This is a genomic window from Microbacterium sp. NPDC086615 (genome assembly GCF_040686055.1).
Taxonomy (GTDB): Bacteria; Actinomycetota; Actinomycetes; order Actinomycetales; family Microbacteriaceae; genus Microbacterium.
This window is the reverse complement of sequence record NZ_JBFBJJ010000005.1, coordinates 126,589-144,100: the sequence shown is the minus strand read 5'-3', so window position 1 is coordinate 144,100 and position 17,512 is coordinate 126,589. Positions and strand designations below refer to the sequence as shown.

Below are 17,512 nucleotides of genomic sequence, written 5' to 3'. Positions count from 1 at the left end.
CTCACGACGACGATCGACGACGTACTACGAAACTGAGAAGACATGGCTGACGACATCACGCCCGAGCCCGACGAGGTCCGGTCGGAACCCGCGCACAACCACGGCAGGATCGACCAGGTCGACCTCCAGCTCGAGATGCAGCGGAGCTACCTCGACTACGCCATGAGCGTCATCGTCGGTCGTGCCCTGCCGCGCGTCGAAGACGGTCTCAAGCCGGTTCACCGTCGCGTGATCTACGGCATGTACGACGGGGGCTTCCGCCCCGACAAGTCGTTCTCGAAGTGCGCCCGCGTGGTCGGCGAGGTGATGGGGCACTACCACCCCCACGGCGACGCCCCGATCTACGACGCCCTCGTGCGCCTCGTGCAGCCGTGGTCGCTGCGATACCCCCTCGCGCTCGGACAGGGCAACTTCGGCTCGCCGGGCAACCAGGGAGCGGCTGCTCCGCGCTACACCGAGACGAAGATGTCGCAGCTCGCGCTCGAGATGGTGCGCGACATCGAAGAAGAGACCGTCGACTTCGAGGACAACTACGACGGTCAGACGCAGGAGCCCGTGGTCCTGCCGTCGCGCTTCCCGAACCTGCTCGTCAACGGCTCGGTCGGCATCGCGGTCGGTATGGCCACGAACATCCCGCCGCACAACCTCCGCGAGGTCTCGGCCGGCGCGCTGTGGGCTCTCGAGAACCCGGATGCGACCCGCGAGGAGCTGCTCGAAGCCCTCATGGAGCGCATCCCGGGGCCTGACTTCCCGACCGCCGCGCAGATCCTCGGAACCCGCGGAATCAAGGACGCCTACCGCACCGGGCGCGGCTCCATCACGATGCGCGCCGTGGTGAACATCGAAGAGATCCAGGGCCGCACGTGCCTCGTGATCACCGAGCTGCCGTACCAGGTGAACCCCGACAACGTCGCGGTGAAGATCGGCGACCTCGCTCGCGAGGGCAAGATCACCGGTATCGCCGACATCCGCGACGAGACCTCGGGTCGCACCGGTCAGCGCCTCGTCGTCGTGCTCAAGCGCGACGCGGTCGCCAAGGTCGTGCTCAACAACCTCTACAAGCACACCCAGCTGCAAGAGAACTTCGGCGCGAACATGCTCGCGATCGTCGACGGGGTGCCGCGTACCCTGTCGCTCGACGGCTTCATCAGCCACTGGATCGACCACCAGCTCGACGTCATCGTCCGCCGCACCCGGTTCCGGCTCCGCAAGGCCGAAGAGCGCATGCACATCCTGCGCGGGTACCTGAAGGCGCTCGACGCCCTCGACGAGGTCATCGCGCTCATCCGTCGGTCTCCGACGGCTCAGGATGCCAACGAGGGACTGCAGAAGCTTCTCGACATCGACGACATCCAGGCGCAGGCCATCCTCGACATGCAGCTGCGTCGTCTGGCAGCGCTCGAACGGCAGAAGATCGTCGACGAGGCGACCGAGCTCGAGGCCCGCATCGCGGACTTCAACGACATCCTCGCGACCCCTGCCCGCCAGCGCACGATCATCCGTGACGAGCTGACCGGGATCGTCGACCGCTTCGGCGACGACCGTCGCACCCAGATCCTGCACGGCTTCGACGGAGACGTGTCGATCGAAGACCTGATCGCCGAAGAAGAGATGGTCATCACCGTCACGCGTGACGGCTACATCAAGCGCACGCGCAGCGACAACTACCGGTCGCAGCATCGCGGCGGCAAGGGCGTGAAGGGTGCGCAGCTGCGCGCCGACGACGTCGTGGAGCACTTCTTCGTCACCACGACGCACCACTGGCTCCTGTTCTTCACGAACAAGGGTCGCGTCTACCGTTCGAAGGCCTACGAGGTCCCCGAAGCGGGTCGGGATGCCAAGGGCCAGCACGTCGCGAATCTGCTCGCGCTCCAGCCCGATGAAGAGATCGCGCAGATCCTCGACATCCGCGACTACAACGTCGCCACCTACCTGGTGCTGGCGACCCGAAACGGTCTGGTGAAGAAGACGCGCCTCGACGAGTACGACACCAACCGGCAGGGCGGCGTCATCGCGATCAAGCTCCGCGGCCAGGTGGCCGAGGAGGGCGACGACACCGAGCCCGGCACGGCCGACGAACTGGTCAGCGCTCTGCTGGTCGACGAGGGCGACGACATCCTCCTCATCAGCCGGCTGGGAATGTCGCTGCGGTTCTCCGCGACCGACAGCGCGCTGCGGCCGATGGGTCGGTCGACGTCGGGTGTGAAGGGCATGGACTTCCGTGAGGGCGACAGCCTGCTCTCGGCATCCGTCGCCAAGGACGACGAGTACGTCTTCGTCGTGACCGAGGGCGGCTATGCCAAGCGCACGGCGGTGACCGAGTACCGCATGCAGAACCGCGGCGGTCTGGGCATCAAGGTGGCTCGTCTGACCGACGATCGAGGCGTCCTCGCGGGCGGAATGATGGTCTCCGAGGGCGACGAGGTCCTTGTGGTTCTTGCCAGCGGCAAGGTGGTACGCTCTGCCGTGGCCGAGGTGCCCGCCAAGGGACGCGACACGATGGGTGTCGTGTTCGCCCGTGCTGGAGGCGACGATCGCATCATCGCGATCGCTCGAAACGCCGAACGAAACTTGGCAGAGACGACGGAGACGACCACGGAGCCCGCCGCAGCCCCTGCGGACGAGGCCGACGCCTCCGCTCCCGAGACCCCCGAGGAAAGTACTGACGCATGAGCACGGTAGCCGACAAGCTCGCTAAGAAGTCGACTCACAAGACCCCCGCCAAGCAGGTCCGCCTGCGCCTGGTCTACATCGACTTCTGGTCGGCGGTGAAGCTGTCGTTCCTGGCCGCCGTGGCGGTCGCGATCGTGACCGTGGTGTCGTACTTCCTCATCTATCTCGTCGTGAGCGCCACGGGCCTCATCACGAAACTCGACGAGTTCTTCACGAGCTTCACCGACGGCGGCGCGACGCTGTCGCAGTACGTCGGGCTCCCCCAGGTGATGGCGTTCGCGGCGATCGTCGCGATCCTCAACCTGGTCGTCATCACGGTTCTCGGCGCGGTCGTCGCCGGAATCTACAACCTCGCGGTCAAGGTGACCGGCGGTCTTCTGGTCGGCTTCACCTCGAACTGAGGCCGATTCGGAAAAACCTCGGGATTCCGGTAAAGTCTTCGAGGTTGACGACATCACGTCGTCACAACGGGGCTATAGCTCAGGCGGTTAGAGCGCTTCACTGATAATGAAGAGGTCCCAGGTTCAAGTCCTGGTAGCCCCACCCCATCCCCACGGGGCCTTAGCTCAGTTGGTAGAGCGCCTGCTTTGCAAGCAGGATGTCGGGAGTTCGAATCTCCCAGGCTCCACATCTTCGTCACCCCGGCTCCGGCCGATGCGGGACTCTTCACGGTCCGAGGCGCACGCTGCCGCCGTCGCGCCGCTATGGTGTCGCAATGGACATGCGAGTCGCCGCCTATGCCATCGTCACCGGCTCGAGCGACCGTTTGCTGCTGGCGCACTGGGTCGAGGGCCGTCGGGCGGCGTGGACGCTCCCCGGGGGCGGTCTCGAGGCGGGGGAGGACCCCGAGCGCGCGGTCCGGCGCGAGGTGCGGGAGGAGACGGGCTACCGTGTGGTGGTCGATGAGCTGCTCGGCATCCATTCCCGAGTGATACCGGCGTCCGGGCGTCTGTCGGACGATGCCGACGGTCCGCTTCACACGCTGCGCATCGTCTACCGCGCCCACGTGGTCGGAGGGCGTCTCCGCCACGAGGTCGGGGGATCTACGGACCGTGCAGAGTGGTTCTCGTTGCCGGCGGTTCGCAAGCTTCGCCGTGTTCAGCTCGTGGACATCGCGCTCCGCATGGCGAAGATCTCGCCGCGCGGAACGGAGGAGTCAACGCTCACGCACGAGGCGCGGTGATATCGGCGACCGTCGCGTCGTACGCGTCGATCAGGTCGTCGGCCTCGACGAAGAGGCTGTAGCCGTGCGCCCCGGCCCCCATGGCGATGCGCTGCCCGACGATGCTCTCGTCGGCGTAGACCGGCCAGTCGGTCGTGCTGCCGATCGGCACGATCGTCCCGCGTTCGTATCCGGTCGCCGCCAGGGCGAGCTCGGGTTCGGGCAGTCGGAGCTTGTTGACTCCGACGACGGCGCGGAGCTTGGGCCACGAGATCGCCCGGTCACCCGGCACGAGCGCGAAGAGGTAGGTGTCGTCGGACCGCTTCACCACGAGCGTCTTCACGATCGCAGCGGACGGGATGCCGAGGAGCTCGGCCGCCTCGTCTAGGCTCGACGCCGCCGGACGCTCCCGGATATCGACGGAGAGGCCGCGCTCACGCGCGGCCTCTCTGACTCTGATGGTGGGGTCGCTCACGCGTCCGGTGCACGCAGCGGGTCGTCGGCCACCCACAGCTCGTCGTCGGCGCGCAGAGTCTGCCACGCGGCGTAGGCCACACCGGCCGCCGCGACCACGCCGAGGATGATGGCGATGACGCCGCCCGCGCCGATGCCGTCATTCTGGTGCGGAAGCTTCTTGGCGAGGTTCTTCGACGCCTTCTTGCCGTACTTCTCGGCACGCTTGGCGTACTTGTGGGCATCGAGCTCGAAGCCCTGGCCCTTCGCGAGACGGTCACGCGTGTCGCCCGCGGCATCCCACACCGACATCGCCCCGCCGACGACCGCACCGGCCGCCGGAATGAGCTTGTTGCTGAGGAAGCGGTTGCTGTACTTCACGCTCTTGTCGACGTAGGGCGCGGCGTACTTGTTGTAGCCGTCTTGGACGGCGGGGACGAGGTCTTCGCGGCTGAAGCGACCGAGCTGGTGGCCGGCTTCGCGAGCCACCTTTCCGCTCTCGCCCAGCAGCACCTGCTGCGACTCCCACACCTTCGCGGCGTGCTTCTGGAGCTTGCGCAGTTCCTTCTTGCTCTTGCGGCTGAGGCCCACGGCTCATCCTCCCTGTCGATGGGATGTACGTTGCTTCATCTTGCCAGACCGGGCGGTGCCCACCACGGACCCTTGCAGATAACTCTGAGAGAATGTACCCATGGCTACTCACACCGCCGTCGCGACCTTGCACACCAACCACGGCGACATCGTGGTCAACCTGTTCGGCGACCACGCTCCCCGTACCGTCCGCAACTTCATCGGCCTCTCCGATGGAACGCAGGAATGGACCAACCCCGCCACCGGCGCCAAGGGTGAGGGTCCGCTCTACAAGGACGTCATCTTCCACCGCATCATCCCGAACTTCATGATCCAGGGCGGCGACCCGCTCGGTCAGGGCATCGGCGGTCCCGGCTACAACTTCAACGACGAGATCCACCCCGAGCTCGATTTCACGCAGCCCTACAAGCTCGCCATGGCCAACGCCGGCCTGCGCCGCAACGCCATCACGGGCCAGGCCGAGGGCACCAACGGCTCGCAGTTCTTCATCACCACCGACCCGACGCCGTGGCTGCAGGGCAAGCACACCATCTTCGGTGAGGTGGCCGACGACGCGTCGAAGGCCGTCGTCGACGCCATCGCTGCGGTGCCCACCGGTGCCCAGGACCGTCCGAAGGCCGACGTCGTCCTGCACTCGGTCGACGTCGTGGCCGTCTGATCTTCGAGGCGGCGGCGGGTGTCCACGACCGACGAGTTCCGTCGTAACAGCGACAACTTCTGTTACCGGCATCCGGATCGACAGAGCTTCGTGCTCTGCCAGCGATGCCTGCGTACGGTCTGTTCGGAATGTCGCACACCCGCCGCCGTCGGCGTGATCTGCCCCGAGTGCATGGCTCAGCAGCGCGCCGCGGAGACCCCTGCCCAAAAGAAGGCGGAACGACGCTGGGCATCGCGTCGCCCGGCCGTCGTGGTCGCCTCGGGACGACCCCTCGCGACGCTGACGATCATCGCGATCACAGGCCTGGTCTACATCATCGGGATCATCCCCGGTCTCGGGTCGATCCTGAGCAACGCGCTCATGTTCTACGGCCCGTACCTCGTTCCGCAGTTCGGGGCGTTCGAGCCGTGGCGGCTGTTCACCGTCTCGCTCGTGCACTCCGGCTTCTTCCACATCGCGCTGAACATGCTCGCGCTGTGGTTCATCGGTCGAAACCTCGAACCGCTCCTGGGGCGATGGCGGTTCGTCGTCCTCTACGTCCTCGGCACACTCGGCGGATCCGTGGCGGTGGCACTCCTCGCGCCGCTGACCCCGGTCGTCGGCGCCTCGGGCGCGATCTTCGCCCTCTTCGGCGCCCTGCTCGTCATCGGGCGCCATATCGGCGCCGACATCCGCGTCATCGCCGTGCTGATCGGCATCAACTTCGCATGGCCGTTCGTCGTCGCGCTCATCACCTCGATCGGTACGGGCGACTTCATCTCCGCGCTCAACGGCGTCGGGATCTCGTGGCAGGCGCACCTGGGTGGCCTCATCACCGGGGCGGCCGTGGGCTTCGTCTACGCCCGGACGCGTCTCGCGCGTCAGAGAGCGTTGCAGATCGGGCTGCTGGTCGGGGTGGGCGCGGTGCTTCTCGCGCTGCTCGTGATCCCCGTCGTCGTGTACTACTGAGAGTTATCCACAGGCTCATCCACAGGTGGGGATGAATTACACGCGTGTAAGTCGGGTGAAATTCATCGCCAGCGCGTGGTCATCAGGAAGCCGACGAAGGCGATTCCGAAGCCGATGACGAGGTTCCACGGGCCGATGCCGGGAATGGGGAACTGCGAGTTGCTGAGGTAGAACACCAGGACCCAGACCAGGCCCACCAGCATGAGACCGATCATGATGGGCAGGAACCACACAGGGTTCGGTGCCGACGCGCCTTCGTTGCGCTCGGCGATCGGGTCGTCGCCGTTTCCAGTTCGAGCCATGCGGCCCAGTCTAATGCTCAGGTGCTGTGCGACCCACGGAACTAGAATCGCCTGGTGGACACCGCATCCTCTCCGCAGACGCGTCGCGACGCTCGCCGTGGCTCTCGCCGGCGTCCCGCTCCGCGGCGCCGGGTATCGGTCATCGGTGTCTTCGGTGACCTGCTGCTGACCGCGGGCGTGCTCGTGCTTCTGTTCGTCGCCTGGCAGCTCTGGATCGGCGACGCGATCATCGGTGCCCAGTACAAGAACGAAGCCAGTTCACTGACCGACAAGTGGGCGACCGAGACACCCGCCCCCGCTCCGTCACCGACCGCCTCGTCGTCTGGAGCGCCCTCCCCGACGGAGCCGGCCACCGCCGAGCCGCCCGCTCTGCCACAGCCCGGCGACGGCGAGGTCTTCGGCGTCCTGCGCATCCCGCGCCTGGGGTCGGACTACCAGTTCAAGCTGGCGGGCGGAGTGAGTTCGTCGGTGACACTCGACCCGATCGGCGTGGGGCACTACCCCGACAACGCGATGCCCGGTCAGGTCGGCAACTTCGCCATCGCGGGACACCGCGGCAGCCATGGCGCGCCGTTCGCCGACCTCCCCTCTCTCCACATCGGCGACGCCATCGTCGTCGAGACCCCCGACGGCTGGTACACCTACCGCTACCGCAACCTCGAGTACGTGCAGCCCGACGGCGTCGGCGTGCTGCTCCCCGTCCCGCAGGCCGCTCAGGTGGAGGCAACGGATCGGTTGATCACGATGACCACGTGCAGCCCGCGGTACGGATTCTCGGAGCGTGCCATCGGCTACGGCGTCTTCGAATCGTTCACGCCCCGCGCCAACGGCGCCCCTGCTTCGCTGACCTCTGGAGCCGCCTGATGTACGGAGCCCTCTGGCGTGTGCTGCCCGGACCCTGGTGGGTGCGGGTGCTCATCCTTCTCGTCCTCGCTGCCGCGGTGCTCTACGGACTCTTTTACTACGTCTTCCCCTGGGTGAGCGACATGGTCTACCCGCAGGAGGTCACGGTCGAGTGATTCGGTGGCGCGTGGTCGTCGTCGACAACCGCGACAGCTTCGTCCACACCCTCGCCGGGTACCTGAGCGATCTCGGTGCGAGCGTCGAGACGCTTCCCGCGAACGACCCGACGCTGCTCCACGCGGTCTCGACACGCGCCGAGGCCGTCGTCATCTCACCCGGGCCCGGTCATCCCGATCAGGCGGGAGGGTCGATCGAGGTCGTCCGAGCCGCACATGACGCGATGCGTCCGCTCCTCGGCGTCTGCCTCGGACATCAGGCGATCGCGGTCGCGTTCGGAGCCCGCGTCGACCACGCCCCCGAGCTCCTACACGGCATCACGAGCCACATCCGCCACGACGGACGAGGCGTGTTCGCCGACCTGCCCGACGGGTTCGCGGCGACGCGCTACCACTCCCTCGCCGTGTCGGACGGAACACTCCCCGCTGAGCTCGAGGTCACGGCGCGTACCGACAGCGGCGTGATCATGGGCCTCCGCCACCGGTTCGCGCCGATCGTCGGCGTCCAATTCCATCCGGAGAGTGTGCTGACCGAGGGGGGTCACCGGCTTCTCGGCAGATGGATGGAGGATGCCGGATGCCGCGGCGCCGCCGAGCGCGGGGCGACCCTCCACCCCCGCCGCGTCAGGAGCCCGAGCAGGACGTGAGCGTGATCTCGCTGTGGACCGGGACCTCACCGGGAGCCAACGACTGCGTCTTGACCGTGGGGCTCGGGACCGAGGCCGCGCAGCTGGGATCCTCTTCGACCTTGACCGTCAGCTGCGTCGCATCGGACTCGAGCTGGCGCTTAGCGGCATCCACGGTGTACCCCGTGTAGTCGACGATCACGACCTGGCCGCTGGCGACGATGAGGTTCACGGTGGTGTTCTTGGCGAGCTGCGAACCCGCCTCAACGTTCGTCACGGCACCGCCGCTCGCGACATTCGCGGAGATCACGGTGTTCGCGGCGAGAGCCGGGTCGTTCTGTCGCCGGACCGAACCGACGGAAAGCCCCGCCTGCTGCAGCGCGGTGCGCGCGGCCTCTTCGCTCATCCCCGAGAGGGTGGGCATGGTGGCGAGATCGGGGCCGCTCGAGACGTAGAGCACGACCTCCTGACCCTCCGCGACGGACGTGTCGGCGGCAGGCGTCGTCCGCGTGACGTTTCCGGCGGCGATCTTGTCGCTGGGTTCGTCGACGCGCTTGGCGACGAGGTCTTCCCCCTCCAGCGCCTCGACGGCCCGGTCGTACGACATGTCGACGACGTTGGGCACGGCTCGGCCGGCGGACGGGACGTTGTTCGAGGGCTGGATCTGCATCACCCAGAACAGCACGGCGACCAGGAGCACGGCGAGAACGGTGACACCCGCCCAGATCCAGGCGACGGGAGGGCCCGGCTGCGTACGGCGCATCGTCGTGTCGGTGCTGAGCTGGCGCAGCGACCGTGCGGTCTCGGCCGCCTGACGCGGGTTGGGTCCGTAGAGCTCGTTCGACAGCGCCGACATCTGACGCTTGGTCGGACCCTTGCCGTCCACGGTGGCATCCAGCGCTTCCCGGAAGCCGGCGGCATCCTGCGGGCGTTGGAACGGATCTTTCGCGAGGGCGCGGAGCACGATGGCATCCAGAGCCGTCGAAACGGATTCGTTGACCTCGCTCGGCGGCACCGGGGCTTCGCTGACGTGCTGGTACGCGACGGCCACGGGTGTCTCACCACGGAACGGCGGTCGGCCGGTCAGCAGTTCGTAGAGGACGACACCCGTCGAGTACAGGTCGGCACGCGCGTCGACCGACTCGCCCTTCGCCTGTTCCGGAGAGAAGTAGGCGGCCGTGCCGACGATCGCCGTCGTCTCGGCCACGGTCGACGAGGAGTCCGACACCGCGCGCGCGATGCCGAAGTCCATGACCTTCACACCGCCGGATTCGGTGATCATCACGTTGCCGGGCTTGATGTCGCGGTGCACGACACCGGCGCGGTGCGAGTACTCGAGCGCCTCGAGGATGCCGTCGACGTACCGCAGTGCGTCGTCGGTGGGAACGGGGCCCGCCGAGATGATGTCCTTGAGCAGACGCCCGTGGACGAGTTCCATGACGATGTACGGAACGGGACGTTGCTGGCCGTCCGGGCCCGTCTCCACGTCTTCGCCCGCGTCGAACACCCGCACGATCGTGGGGTGCGCCATGCGCGACGCGGCCTGCGCCTCGAGGCGGAAGCGCGTACGGAAGGCCGCGTCGCCGGCGAGATCGGCCTTGAGGACCTTGATCGCGACGGTCCGCCCGAGCGTCTGGTCGTAGCCGCGGTAGACGCTCGCCATGCCGCCACGACCGATGAGGTCGTCAACGCGGTAGCGTCCGGACAGGACGCGCGTCTCAGTGGTCACGAAGGAACTCCAGGGTGGTGCGTGTTCGAGGGGTCAGTTCTTGGGCGACGCGGAGGTCGTCGGCGACGGACCGCCGGAGATGGTGGCCGAGGCCTCGCCCGAGGGACCCGCGGTCCGATCGGTGCCCGAGCAGCTGACCGTGTAGGTGACGCGGAGAGTCGACCCGGGCGAGTTGCTCACCACCAGTTCGGCGTTGCGCTCGTCGGGGGAGAACGACGCCGTCGACGAGCCGTTGGTGGCGAAGGTGCCCTGCTCGGCGGTGAAATTGTACGACGTCACGTTGCCCGTGCCCGAGGGGCAGGTGTACTGCTGCCACGAAACCTGCACCGTGGCGCCGGCCGCGACCGACGACGGCAGAGTGGGTGTTCCCGGCTGGCTGAGGGGCGTCTCTTCGCCGTAGACCGTCACCGTGATGTTGGTGCCCGCGGGGTTACGACCGGTGGGGTCGACGATGTAGACCTTGCCGACCGCGTCGGCGCTGGTCGCCGCATTTCCGGTGGCGCACGTGGCGGCGAGGTTGTTCTCGCGGAGGATTGCGCGGGCCTCGTCACATGTGCGGCCGACCAGCTCGAGCGAGTCGACGTCGACGAGCGTCTGCGAGGGCGACGGAGCCGGCGTGGGCGTCGACGCGCTCGGTACCGGCGTGGCTGCGGTCGGAGCCGTGCTCGAGGGGGCCGCGTCGGGCTCGTTCTGGTTGGTCAGCAGAGCGGCGAGCGTTCCTCCGAGGACCAGGACGAGCAGCACGATCAGCGCGATGAGCGGCCACGTGAGCCGGCTTCGCTTCTTCTTCTGCGGCACGGTCTCTTCGGTGTGCTCCTCGGTGAGGAGCGACGTGGCCGCCGGCGTCGGCATGAGGCGCGTCGCCGCGCCCGTCTGTCCGGGAGACAGGAGCTGCGTGACGTCGTCGGCGATGGCGGCACCCGCGGCGATGGCGGGGACTGCGGCCGCGGCGGCGGTCAGGTCTCCCCGGCGCAGGGCCGTGGCGGCGCGCGAGACGGCGGCGGCCGAGGCGGGCCGGTCGTCGGGCTTCTTCGCGATCATCGCCATCACGAGGTTCTGCACCGGAACCGCCACGGTGGGCGGGAGCGGCGCGGGCTGCTCGTTGATCTGGGCCATCGCGATCGCGACCTGCGACTCGCCGGTGAAGGGGCGCTTGCCCGCGAGGCACTCGTACGCGACGATGCCGAGCGAGTAGATGTCGGTCGCCGGAGACGCCGGGTGTCCGGACGCCTGCTCGGGCGACAGGTACTGCACGGTGCCCATGACCTGACCGGTCGCGGTCAGCGGGACCTGGTCGGCGATGCGGGCGATGCCGAAGTCGGTGATCTTGACGCGGCCGTCGGGCGTGATCAGCAGGTTGCCCGGCTTGATGTCGCGGTGGACGAGACCGGCCGCGTGCGCAGCCTGCAGCGCGGCGGCGGTCTGCGCGACGATGTCGAGCGTCTTGTCGGTCGACAGCGAGCCCTCGCGCTCGAGGATCGTCGACAGGGCTTCGCCGGGGACGAGTTCCATGACGAGGAAGGCGCTGCCGTCTTCCTCGCCGTAGTCGAACACGCTGGCGATGCCCTCGTGGTTCACGAGGGCGGCGTGGCGGGCCTCGGCGCGGAAACGCTCGAGGAACCCGGGGTCGCCCATGTATTCGTCTTTGAGGATCTTGATGGCGACGGTGCGTCCGATCACATGATCGGTCGCCTCCCACACCTCACCCATACCGCCGATCGCAATACGCGTATCGAGCTCGTACCGTCCTCCGAAGGTCACTCCCTGCGTCGGTCTCATTTACCCAGCACCGCCTCCATGACCTTCTTCGCTATCGGGGCGGCAATGTCGTTGCCGCTCCCGCTCTGCCCCTGGCCCCCGCCGTTCTCGACCACCACTGCGACGGCGACCTTGGGGTCGTCGGCCGGAGCAAAACCCGTGAACCAGAGAGTGAACGGACGTGTCGATCCGTTCTCCGCGGTGCCGGTCTTACCGGCGACCTGGACCCCGTCTATTCTTGCATTCGACGCCGCGCCGTCCTGGACGTTCGCCGTCATCATCGAAACCATCTGTGCCGCGAGATTCGCGTCGAGCGCGCGGCCGAACTCGCTGTCAGCGCGCTCGTCGGTCACCGACAGGTCGGACTCGATCACGCGGTCCACCATCCGCGGGTTCATCACCACCCCGCCGTTCGCGATTCCGGCCGACACCATCGCCATCTGCAGCGGGGTCGCGGTCACCTGTCCCTGACCGAATCCGCTGAGCGCCGTCTGCGCGGCGTCGAGACCCGAGGGGTAGCTGGACGCCGTCGAGGTCAGGGGCATCGAGAACTGCTTGTTGAAGCCGTACTTCTCGGCTTCGGCCTTGATCGCGTCGTCGCCGAGCTCGACGGCCAGCTCGGCCATCGGGATGTTGCAGCTCAACCGCAACGCGGTGGCGATCGTGACGGTGTCGCCGCCGCCGCACGTGCCGCCGCCGGCGTTGCGCACGACGCTGCTCGACTGCGGCAACGTGTACTCGGCCACGTTCGGGAAGCTCGAGTCGGGGGTGTACTTTCCGGATGCCAAGGCCGCCGACGCCACGACCAGCTTGAACGTCGACCCCGGAGGGTTGAGGTTGCCCGCGATGGCGCGGTTGTCCATCGGCTGCGACGGGTCGGCGACCAGCTGATCGTAGGTCGAGTCGACGGCATCCGTGTCGTGGGACGCGAGGGCGTTCGTGTCGAAACTCGGCGTCGACACCATGGCCAGGATGCGGCCGGTCGAGGGCTCCATCGCGACGACAGCACCCTGCAGACCGCCGAGGGCGTCCCACGCGGCGCGCTGAACGTTGGCGTCGAGCGACAGCTCCACGTTCGCGCCTCGGGGCGCCTGACCCGTGATGGCGCGATTGATGCGCGAGAAGAACTCGTTCTCTCCCGAGCCGCTGAGCACCGAGTTCTCGGCATCCTCGATCTGGGTTCGCGAGTCGAGCACCGGGTTGACGTACCCGGTCACGGGAGCCCACATCTGCGCGTCGGTGTACTGGCGCTGCCAGCTGTAGACGTCGTCCGCCGGCACCGACTGCGCGATCGGGCTTCCGCTCGCGATGATCGAGCCGCGCTGGATCTCGTACGAGTCGTAGAGGGCGCGAGTGTTGCCGGGGGCATCGGTGAGATTGCCCGCCTGGGCGACCTGGATAATGCTCGTCGAGGCGAACAGGGCGAGGAACATCGCCAGCATGACGATGCTGAGGCGTCGGAGTTCTTTGGTCACGGTGCCTCCTCCGGTCGGGGAGCGCCGAGGGGCGCGGTGGGGGGCGCGATCGTGGGCGTCATCAACCGATCACCACCCGGGGGCGGCTGCGCACGGCATCCGAGATCCGCAGCAGGAAGGCCACGATGATCCAGTTGGCCACGAGCGAGGAGCCGCCGGCGGCCAGGAACGGGGTGGTCAGACCGGTCAGGGGGATCACCCGCGTGACGCCTCCGACCATGATGAACACCTGCAGCGCGATCGTGAACGAGAAACCTGTGGCCAGGAGCTTTCCGAAGTCGTCTTGACCCGCGAGACCGATGCGGATGCCGCGGCTCGCGAACACCATGTAGAGCGCGAGGATCGCGAACAAGCCGACGAGACCCAGCTCTTCACCGAGGCTCGGGACGATGTAGTCGCTCTGCGAGAGCGGCGTGATGTACGGGCGGCCCTGGCCGAGACCGGTGCCGAAGAGTCCGCCGTGCGAGAGGCCGAAGATCCCCTGCACGAGCTGATAGCTGCCGCCGTCGCGGTTGATGACCTCGGGGTTGAACGCGTCGAGCCAGTTGGCGAAGCGCCCGTTGACGTAGGGGAGGACCCGGGATGCCAAGAACGCTCCGGTCGCAGCGAGGACGACACCGATCAGCACCCAGCTCGTCTTGCCGGTCGCGACATAGAGCATCGCGACGAACATGCCGAAGATGAGCAGACCCGTACCGAGGTCGCGCTGGAGCACGATGATGCCGAGCGAGACGAGCCAGATGATCAGGAGTGGGCCGAGCTCGCGCGCGCGGGGCCAGGTCATGAAGAGGAACCGGGTGCCCGTGGAGGTCAGGCTCTCACGGGTGCGCACGAGGTAGCCGGCGAAGAAGATCGCGAGGCAGATCTTGGCCAGCTCACCCGGCTGGAACGACACGAACCCGAGCGAGACCCACACGTCGGCGTTCTGCTCGGTACCCAGGCCCGGGACGAACGGCAGGAGCAGGAGCAGGATGCCGATGAGACCCGAGAGGTAGGTGTAGCGGAAGAGCACGCGGTAGTTGCGCACGAAGATCACCACAGCGAGGGCGGCGACCAGAGCGATGGCCGCCCAGGCGATCTGACGGTTCGACGTGGCATCCCAGCCCTCGAGGCGGACCGCGAGGTCGATGCGGTAGATCATCGCGATGCCGATCCCGGTCAGCACCGTGGCGATCGGCAGGACGAAGGGGTCGGCGTCGCGGGCGCGCAGGCGCAGCACGACGTGGAGGATCAGCGCGAGGACGGCGGGAATGCTCGCCAGCGTGAGGAAGCCCGACTCGATCGCGCCGGTGGCGCCCAACTGCACGAGGACGAGAGCGGCGCCGTAGACGGCGATCGCGAAGATCAGCAGGCCCAGCTCGCGATTGCGCTGCGTGGCGGGGACGCGGATCTTCTTCAGGGCGCGCATCACGGCCGTGTCGGTCGACACGGCGTTGTCGCGGGTCAGCTTCTGATCGGTCATCCGCCGGCCTCCGGGGTGGGACGCAGACGCTCCACGATCTGTTCGGCGTCGGACAGGGAGCGCGCCGAGATCGTGGCCTCGACCGTCTGGCGGTCGAAGTCCGAGAGGTCGGCGAGGACGATGTTGGTGTCTTCGTACACCGACGACAGCGAGATCGGGCCGATGGACTGCTGCACTCCGCGGTAGATGACGACGGAATCGTCGTCGGCGCCCACGTAGTACCGCGTCTGGGTCCAGTTGTAGCCGGCGAAGAGAGCGAGGCCGATGCCGGCCAGCACGATCAGGAGTGCGGCGAGCCAGCCGAGGCGGCGCCGACGGGCGCGGCGCCGGTCTTCCTCGATGAGCTCCTCGAGGAACTCGGGCGCGGGTTCGAAGTGCGTCGGCTCGTTCGCGGCCTGGCGGACGGGGTGCAGCCAGTTCGATCGCGCCGGTCGGCCCGCGGGAGCGACGGCTCCAACCGGGTTCAGCGCCGAACCGACGATCGTCGGCGTGCCGGTGAAGACGGGGTGCTGGCCGCCGACGTCGACGATGACGACGGTGACGTTGTCGGGCGCCCCTCCGTCGAGCGCCTGCTTGAGGAGCGCGTCCGCGGTGCGGGCGGGCGGCATCCCGAGGGCGAGGGTGCGGTCCGTGTGCGTGTCGTCGACGACGCCCGAGAGTCCGTCGGAGCACAGCAGCCAGCGATCGCCATCCTGCGTCGGCATGATGAACGTGTCGATCTCGGGATCGGGGTCCATGTCGCCGAGCACGCGCATGAGGACCGAGCGGCGCGGGTGGTACCGCGCCTCTTCGGGGGTGATGCGACCCGAGTCGACCAGGCGCTGCACGAACGTGTGGTCGGTCGTGATCTGGGTGAGTTCGCCGTCGCGGTAGAGATAGATGCGCGAGTCGCCGATGTGGCCGATGACGGCGTAGTCGTCGACCATGATCAGCGCGCTGACGGTGGTTCCCATGCCCGCGAGCTCGGGTCGGCGCGCGACCGTGTCGATGAGCTCGGCTGCCGTGTCGGACAGGGCGTCGCGGAGGGCGTGCTCGGCGTCGGCGGGGGTCGGGAAGGGCTGGTCCAGCTCGGTCATGCGGTGGATCGCGAGGCTCGACGCGACGTCACCGCCCGCGTGGCCGCCCATGCCGTCGGCGACCACGAAGAGATTCGAGCCGGAATAGCCCGAATCCTGGTTGTTGGAGCGCACCTTGCCCGTGTGGGAGATGGCGGCGCTCGAGCCCTGGAAGACCATGGAGGAGGGTTACTTCCTCAACTCGAAGGTCGTCGCGCCCACCTTGATCGGGGCGCCGACCTTCACCTGCACCGGGGATGCCACGCGCACCCCGTCGTGCGTGGTGCCGTTGGTCGAGTCGAGGTCTTGCAGCATCCACTGGTTGCCCCACAGCACGAGCCGCGCGTGGTGGCTGGAGGTGTAGTCGTCGCGGACCACGAGACCGGACTCGCTCGAGCGGCCGATCGTGAGCGGTTCGGTGCCGAGCGGGAGCTCGAGACCGACCTTCGGGCCGCTCGTGATGACGATGCGCGAGACGGTTTCGGTGGTGGCGAGCCCGCCGGCGGGCGCGGGCGCCGGGGCGGGCTGCCGCTTGACCTGGGTGGTCACCGCGTCGGGAGACGCGACCGGGGCGGGAGCGGCGGGGGCGGATGCCGCCGGCTCGGGCAGCTTTCGCACCTTGACGCCGAAGAGGTCGGCGCGCAGCGAGTACACCACGCCGAAGACGAAGAACCACAGGAGGACGAGGAAGCCTCCCTGCAGCAGCAGAAGAGTCAACGGACTCATGACAGGGGCCCCCGCTCCCGAACGTCGAACAGGCGCGTGGCGTCGGAAACCGCCGCGCGTCGCGCCGGCTGCGCCTGCGCCACCACACGGAACACGATCGTGGTGCGACCGATGGAGATGGTCGAATCGGGCGGAAGTGCGGCTTCTGACACTTTACGGCCGTTGAGGGTCGTGCCGTTGGTGGATCCGAGGTCGCGGACCATCGCGCGCTCGCCGTCCCAGAGGATCTCGACGTGCTTGCGGCTGGTGCCGGCGTCGGGGATCGTGATGTCGGCGTCGCTGCCGCGCCCGATGACCGTGCGCGCGCGGGTGAGCTCGTGCCGCGTGCCGTTGATGTCGACGACACCGCGCCACGAGACCTGGCCCTCGCTGGTCTGCGAGTCGACGCGGAGGGTCCCCGTCGACAGCGACTCGTCGCGTTCGATCGAGATGGCCAGGGGGCCGGCGAACGAGTACCCCTGTGTGCTGGCGTGCTTCTTCACGAGCGTGGTGAGCTCGGTGACGAGGGTCGACCCCAGGGCGCTCATCTTCTCGTCGTCGGCGGGCGAGAGGCGCACCGCGAACGCGTTGGGCGCGAGGATGCGGTCGCGGGTGACCACGACAGCCTTCTTGTCGAGTTCACTCCGCAGCGCGGAGGCGATCTCCACCGGCTGGATGCCACTGCGGAAGGTCTTCGCGAACGCACCGTTGACGGCGCGTTCGAGACCCTTCTCGAAACTGTCGAGTAGTCCCACGAGACTCCTTCGGGCAGGCAGACCAGTAGGCACATCGTAGTCAGGGCGGCTGAGCAGGTCATGGATGACGCCTGCAGAGCCCGCGTTTCGCTGTGTTGACGCGGCCGTGATATTCTCGGGAAGTTGGTCGCGTGGCATCCT

General features: G+C 67.8%; 18 protein-coding genes and 2 tRNA genes. 10 read left to right on the top strand and 10 right to left on the bottom strand.

Going from position 1 to position 17,512, the window contains the following annotated elements; genetic code table 11:
• The first annotated feature begins 42 nt into the window (after positions 1 to 42).
• The 5 genes from gyrA to AB0O24_RS07380 all read left to right on the top strand — a co-directional run bounded on the left by gyrA (position 43) and on the right by AB0O24_RS07380 (position 3,856).
• Entirely contained in the window at positions 43 to 2,673 is a 2,631-nt protein-coding gene (gene gyrA / locus AB0O24_RS07400; protein ID WP_275796827.1) for a DNA gyrase subunit A, read from the top strand.
• Positions 2,670 to 3,074 (top strand): DUF3566 domain-containing protein, encoded by a 405-nt coding sequence (locus tag AB0O24_RS07395; RefSeq protein ID WP_058596192.1) that lies wholly within the window; start codon positions 2,670 to 2,672, stop codon positions 3,072 to 3,074. The genes gyrA and AB0O24_RS07395 overlap by 4 nt, the downstream gene beginning before the upstream one ends.
• A gap of 68 nt (positions 3,075 to 3,142) precedes the next feature.
• Positions 3,143 to 3,216: transfer RNA gene (locus tag AB0O24_RS07390), tRNA-Ile, on the top strand.
• Positions 3,217 to 3,228: 12 nt separating this feature from the next.
• A tRNA-Ala gene (locus AB0O24_RS07385) sits at positions 3,229 to 3,301 on the top strand.
• Positions 3,302 to 3,388: 87 nt separating this feature from the next.
• Positions 3,389 to 3,856 (top strand): NUDIX hydrolase, encoded by a 468-nt coding sequence (locus AB0O24_RS07380; protein ID WP_307383826.1) that lies wholly within the window; start codon positions 3,389 to 3,391, stop codon positions 3,854 to 3,856.
• On the opposite strand, the gene AB0O24_RS07375 is transcribed toward AB0O24_RS07380, so the two are convergent.
• Both AB0O24_RS07375 and AB0O24_RS07370 read right to left on the bottom strand, forming a co-directional pair.
• A complete protein-coding gene (locus AB0O24_RS07375) occupies positions 3,837 to 4,310 on the bottom strand; it encodes a YbaK/EbsC family protein (RefSeq protein WP_363373689.1) in 474 nt (157 codons plus the stop codon). The genes AB0O24_RS07380 and AB0O24_RS07375 overlap by 20 nt on opposite strands.
• Positions 4,307 to 4,879, bottom strand: coding sequence for a hypothetical protein (locus AB0O24_RS07370; protein ID WP_058596189.1), 573 nt, complete (start codon positions 4,877 to 4,879; stop codon positions 4,307 to 4,309). The genes AB0O24_RS07375 and AB0O24_RS07370 overlap by 4 nt, the downstream gene beginning before the upstream one ends.
• Positions 4,880 to 4,979: 100 nt before the next feature.
• On the opposite strand from AB0O24_RS07370, the gene AB0O24_RS07365 reads away from it, so the two are divergent.
• Both AB0O24_RS07365 and AB0O24_RS07360 read left to right on the top strand, forming a co-directional pair.
• Positions 4,980 to 5,537, top strand: coding sequence for a peptidylprolyl isomerase (locus AB0O24_RS07365; RefSeq protein WP_275796832.1), 558 nt, complete (start codon positions 4,980 to 4,982; stop codon positions 5,535 to 5,537).
• A gap of 171 nt (positions 5,538 to 5,708) precedes the next feature.
• Positions 5,709 to 6,485, top strand: a complete 777-nt coding sequence (locus AB0O24_RS07360; protein ID WP_275796857.1) for a rhomboid family intramembrane serine protease — start codon at positions 5,709 to 5,711, stop codon at positions 6,483 to 6,485.
• 62 nt (positions 6,486 to 6,547) lie between these two features.
• Here AB0O24_RS07360 and AB0O24_RS07355 read toward each other — a convergent pair whose 3' ends face one another.
• On the bottom strand, positions 6,548 to 6,787 hold the full coding sequence (locus AB0O24_RS07355; RefSeq protein WP_058596186.1) for a cell division protein CrgA: 240 nt from the start codon (positions 6,785 to 6,787) through the stop codon (positions 6,548 to 6,550).
• 54 nt (positions 6,788 to 6,841) lie between these two features.
• Between AB0O24_RS07355 and AB0O24_RS07350 the strand changes: the two genes are divergently transcribed.
• From AB0O24_RS07350 to AB0O24_RS07340, 3 genes are read left to right on the top strand one after another with little or no spacing between them, the layout of a single operon-like run.
• Positions 6,842 to 7,651 carry a class E sortase gene (locus AB0O24_RS07350; RefSeq protein ID WP_275796835.1) on the top strand — a complete coding sequence of 270 codons (810 nt, stop codon included), beginning with the start codon at positions 6,842 to 6,844 and terminating at the stop codon, positions 7,649 to 7,651.
• Entirely contained in the window at positions 7,651 to 7,806 is a 156-nt protein-coding gene (locus tag AB0O24_RS07345; RefSeq protein WP_193751324.1) for a hypothetical protein, read from the top strand. Before AB0O24_RS07350 ends, AB0O24_RS07345 begins: the two co-directional genes overlap by 1 nt.
• Positions 7,803 to 8,453, top strand: coding sequence for a gamma-glutamyl-gamma-aminobutyrate hydrolase family protein (locus tag AB0O24_RS07340; protein ID WP_275796840.1), 651 nt, complete (start codon positions 7,803 to 7,805; stop codon positions 8,451 to 8,453). Before AB0O24_RS07345 ends, AB0O24_RS07340 begins: the two co-directional genes overlap by 4 nt.
• Here the strand turns inward: AB0O24_RS07340 and pknB are convergent.
• The 7 genes from pknB to AB0O24_RS07305 all read right to left on the bottom strand — a co-directional run bounded on the left by pknB (position 8,431) and on the right by AB0O24_RS07305 (position 17,371).
• Positions 8,431 to 10,161 carry a Stk1 family PASTA domain-containing Ser/Thr kinase gene (gene pknB / locus AB0O24_RS07335; RefSeq protein WP_275796842.1) on the bottom strand — a complete coding sequence of 577 codons (1,731 nt, stop codon included), beginning with the start codon at positions 10,159 to 10,161 and terminating at the stop codon, positions 8,431 to 8,433. The two genes, AB0O24_RS07340 and pknB, sit on opposite strands and share 23 nt — an antisense overlap.
• A 33-nt stretch (positions 10,162 to 10,194) precedes the next feature.
• Positions 10,195 to 11,940 carry a protein kinase gene (locus AB0O24_RS07330; RefSeq protein WP_363373683.1) on the bottom strand — a complete coding sequence of 582 codons (1,746 nt, stop codon included), beginning with the start codon at positions 11,938 to 11,940 and terminating at the stop codon, positions 10,195 to 10,197.
• The gene (locus tag AB0O24_RS07325) at positions 11,937 to 13,394 is read right to left on the bottom strand and encodes a penicillin-binding transpeptidase domain-containing protein (protein WP_307383803.1); all 1,458 of its coding nucleotides are present in this window, start codon (positions 13,392 to 13,394) and stop codon (positions 11,937 to 11,939) included. The genes AB0O24_RS07330 and AB0O24_RS07325 overlap by 4 nt, the downstream gene beginning before the upstream one ends.
• 61 nt (positions 13,395 to 13,455) lie before the next feature.
• On the bottom strand, positions 13,456 to 14,856 hold the full coding sequence (locus AB0O24_RS07320) for an FtsW/RodA/SpoVE family cell cycle protein (RefSeq protein ID WP_275796848.1): 1,401 nt from the start codon (positions 14,854 to 14,856) through the stop codon (positions 13,456 to 13,458).
• The gene (locus AB0O24_RS07315; protein WP_275796850.1) at positions 14,853 to 16,091 is read right to left on the bottom strand and encodes a PP2C family serine/threonine-protein phosphatase; all 1,239 of its coding nucleotides are present in this window, start codon (positions 16,089 to 16,091) and stop codon (positions 14,853 to 14,855) included. Before AB0O24_RS07315 ends, AB0O24_RS07320 begins: the two co-directional genes overlap by 4 nt.
• A gap of 9 nt (positions 16,092 to 16,100) precedes the next feature.
• Positions 16,101 to 16,637 carry an FHA domain-containing protein gene (locus AB0O24_RS07310; protein WP_307383796.1) on the bottom strand — a complete coding sequence of 179 codons (537 nt, stop codon included), beginning with the start codon at positions 16,635 to 16,637 and terminating at the stop codon, positions 16,101 to 16,103.
• A complete protein-coding gene (locus AB0O24_RS07305) occupies positions 16,634 to 17,371 on the bottom strand; it encodes a DUF3662 and FHA domain-containing protein (protein ID WP_275796855.1) in 738 nt (245 codons plus the stop codon). The genes AB0O24_RS07310 and AB0O24_RS07305 overlap by 4 nt, the downstream gene beginning before the upstream one ends.
• Positions 17,372 to 17,512: the final 141 nt, after the last annotated feature.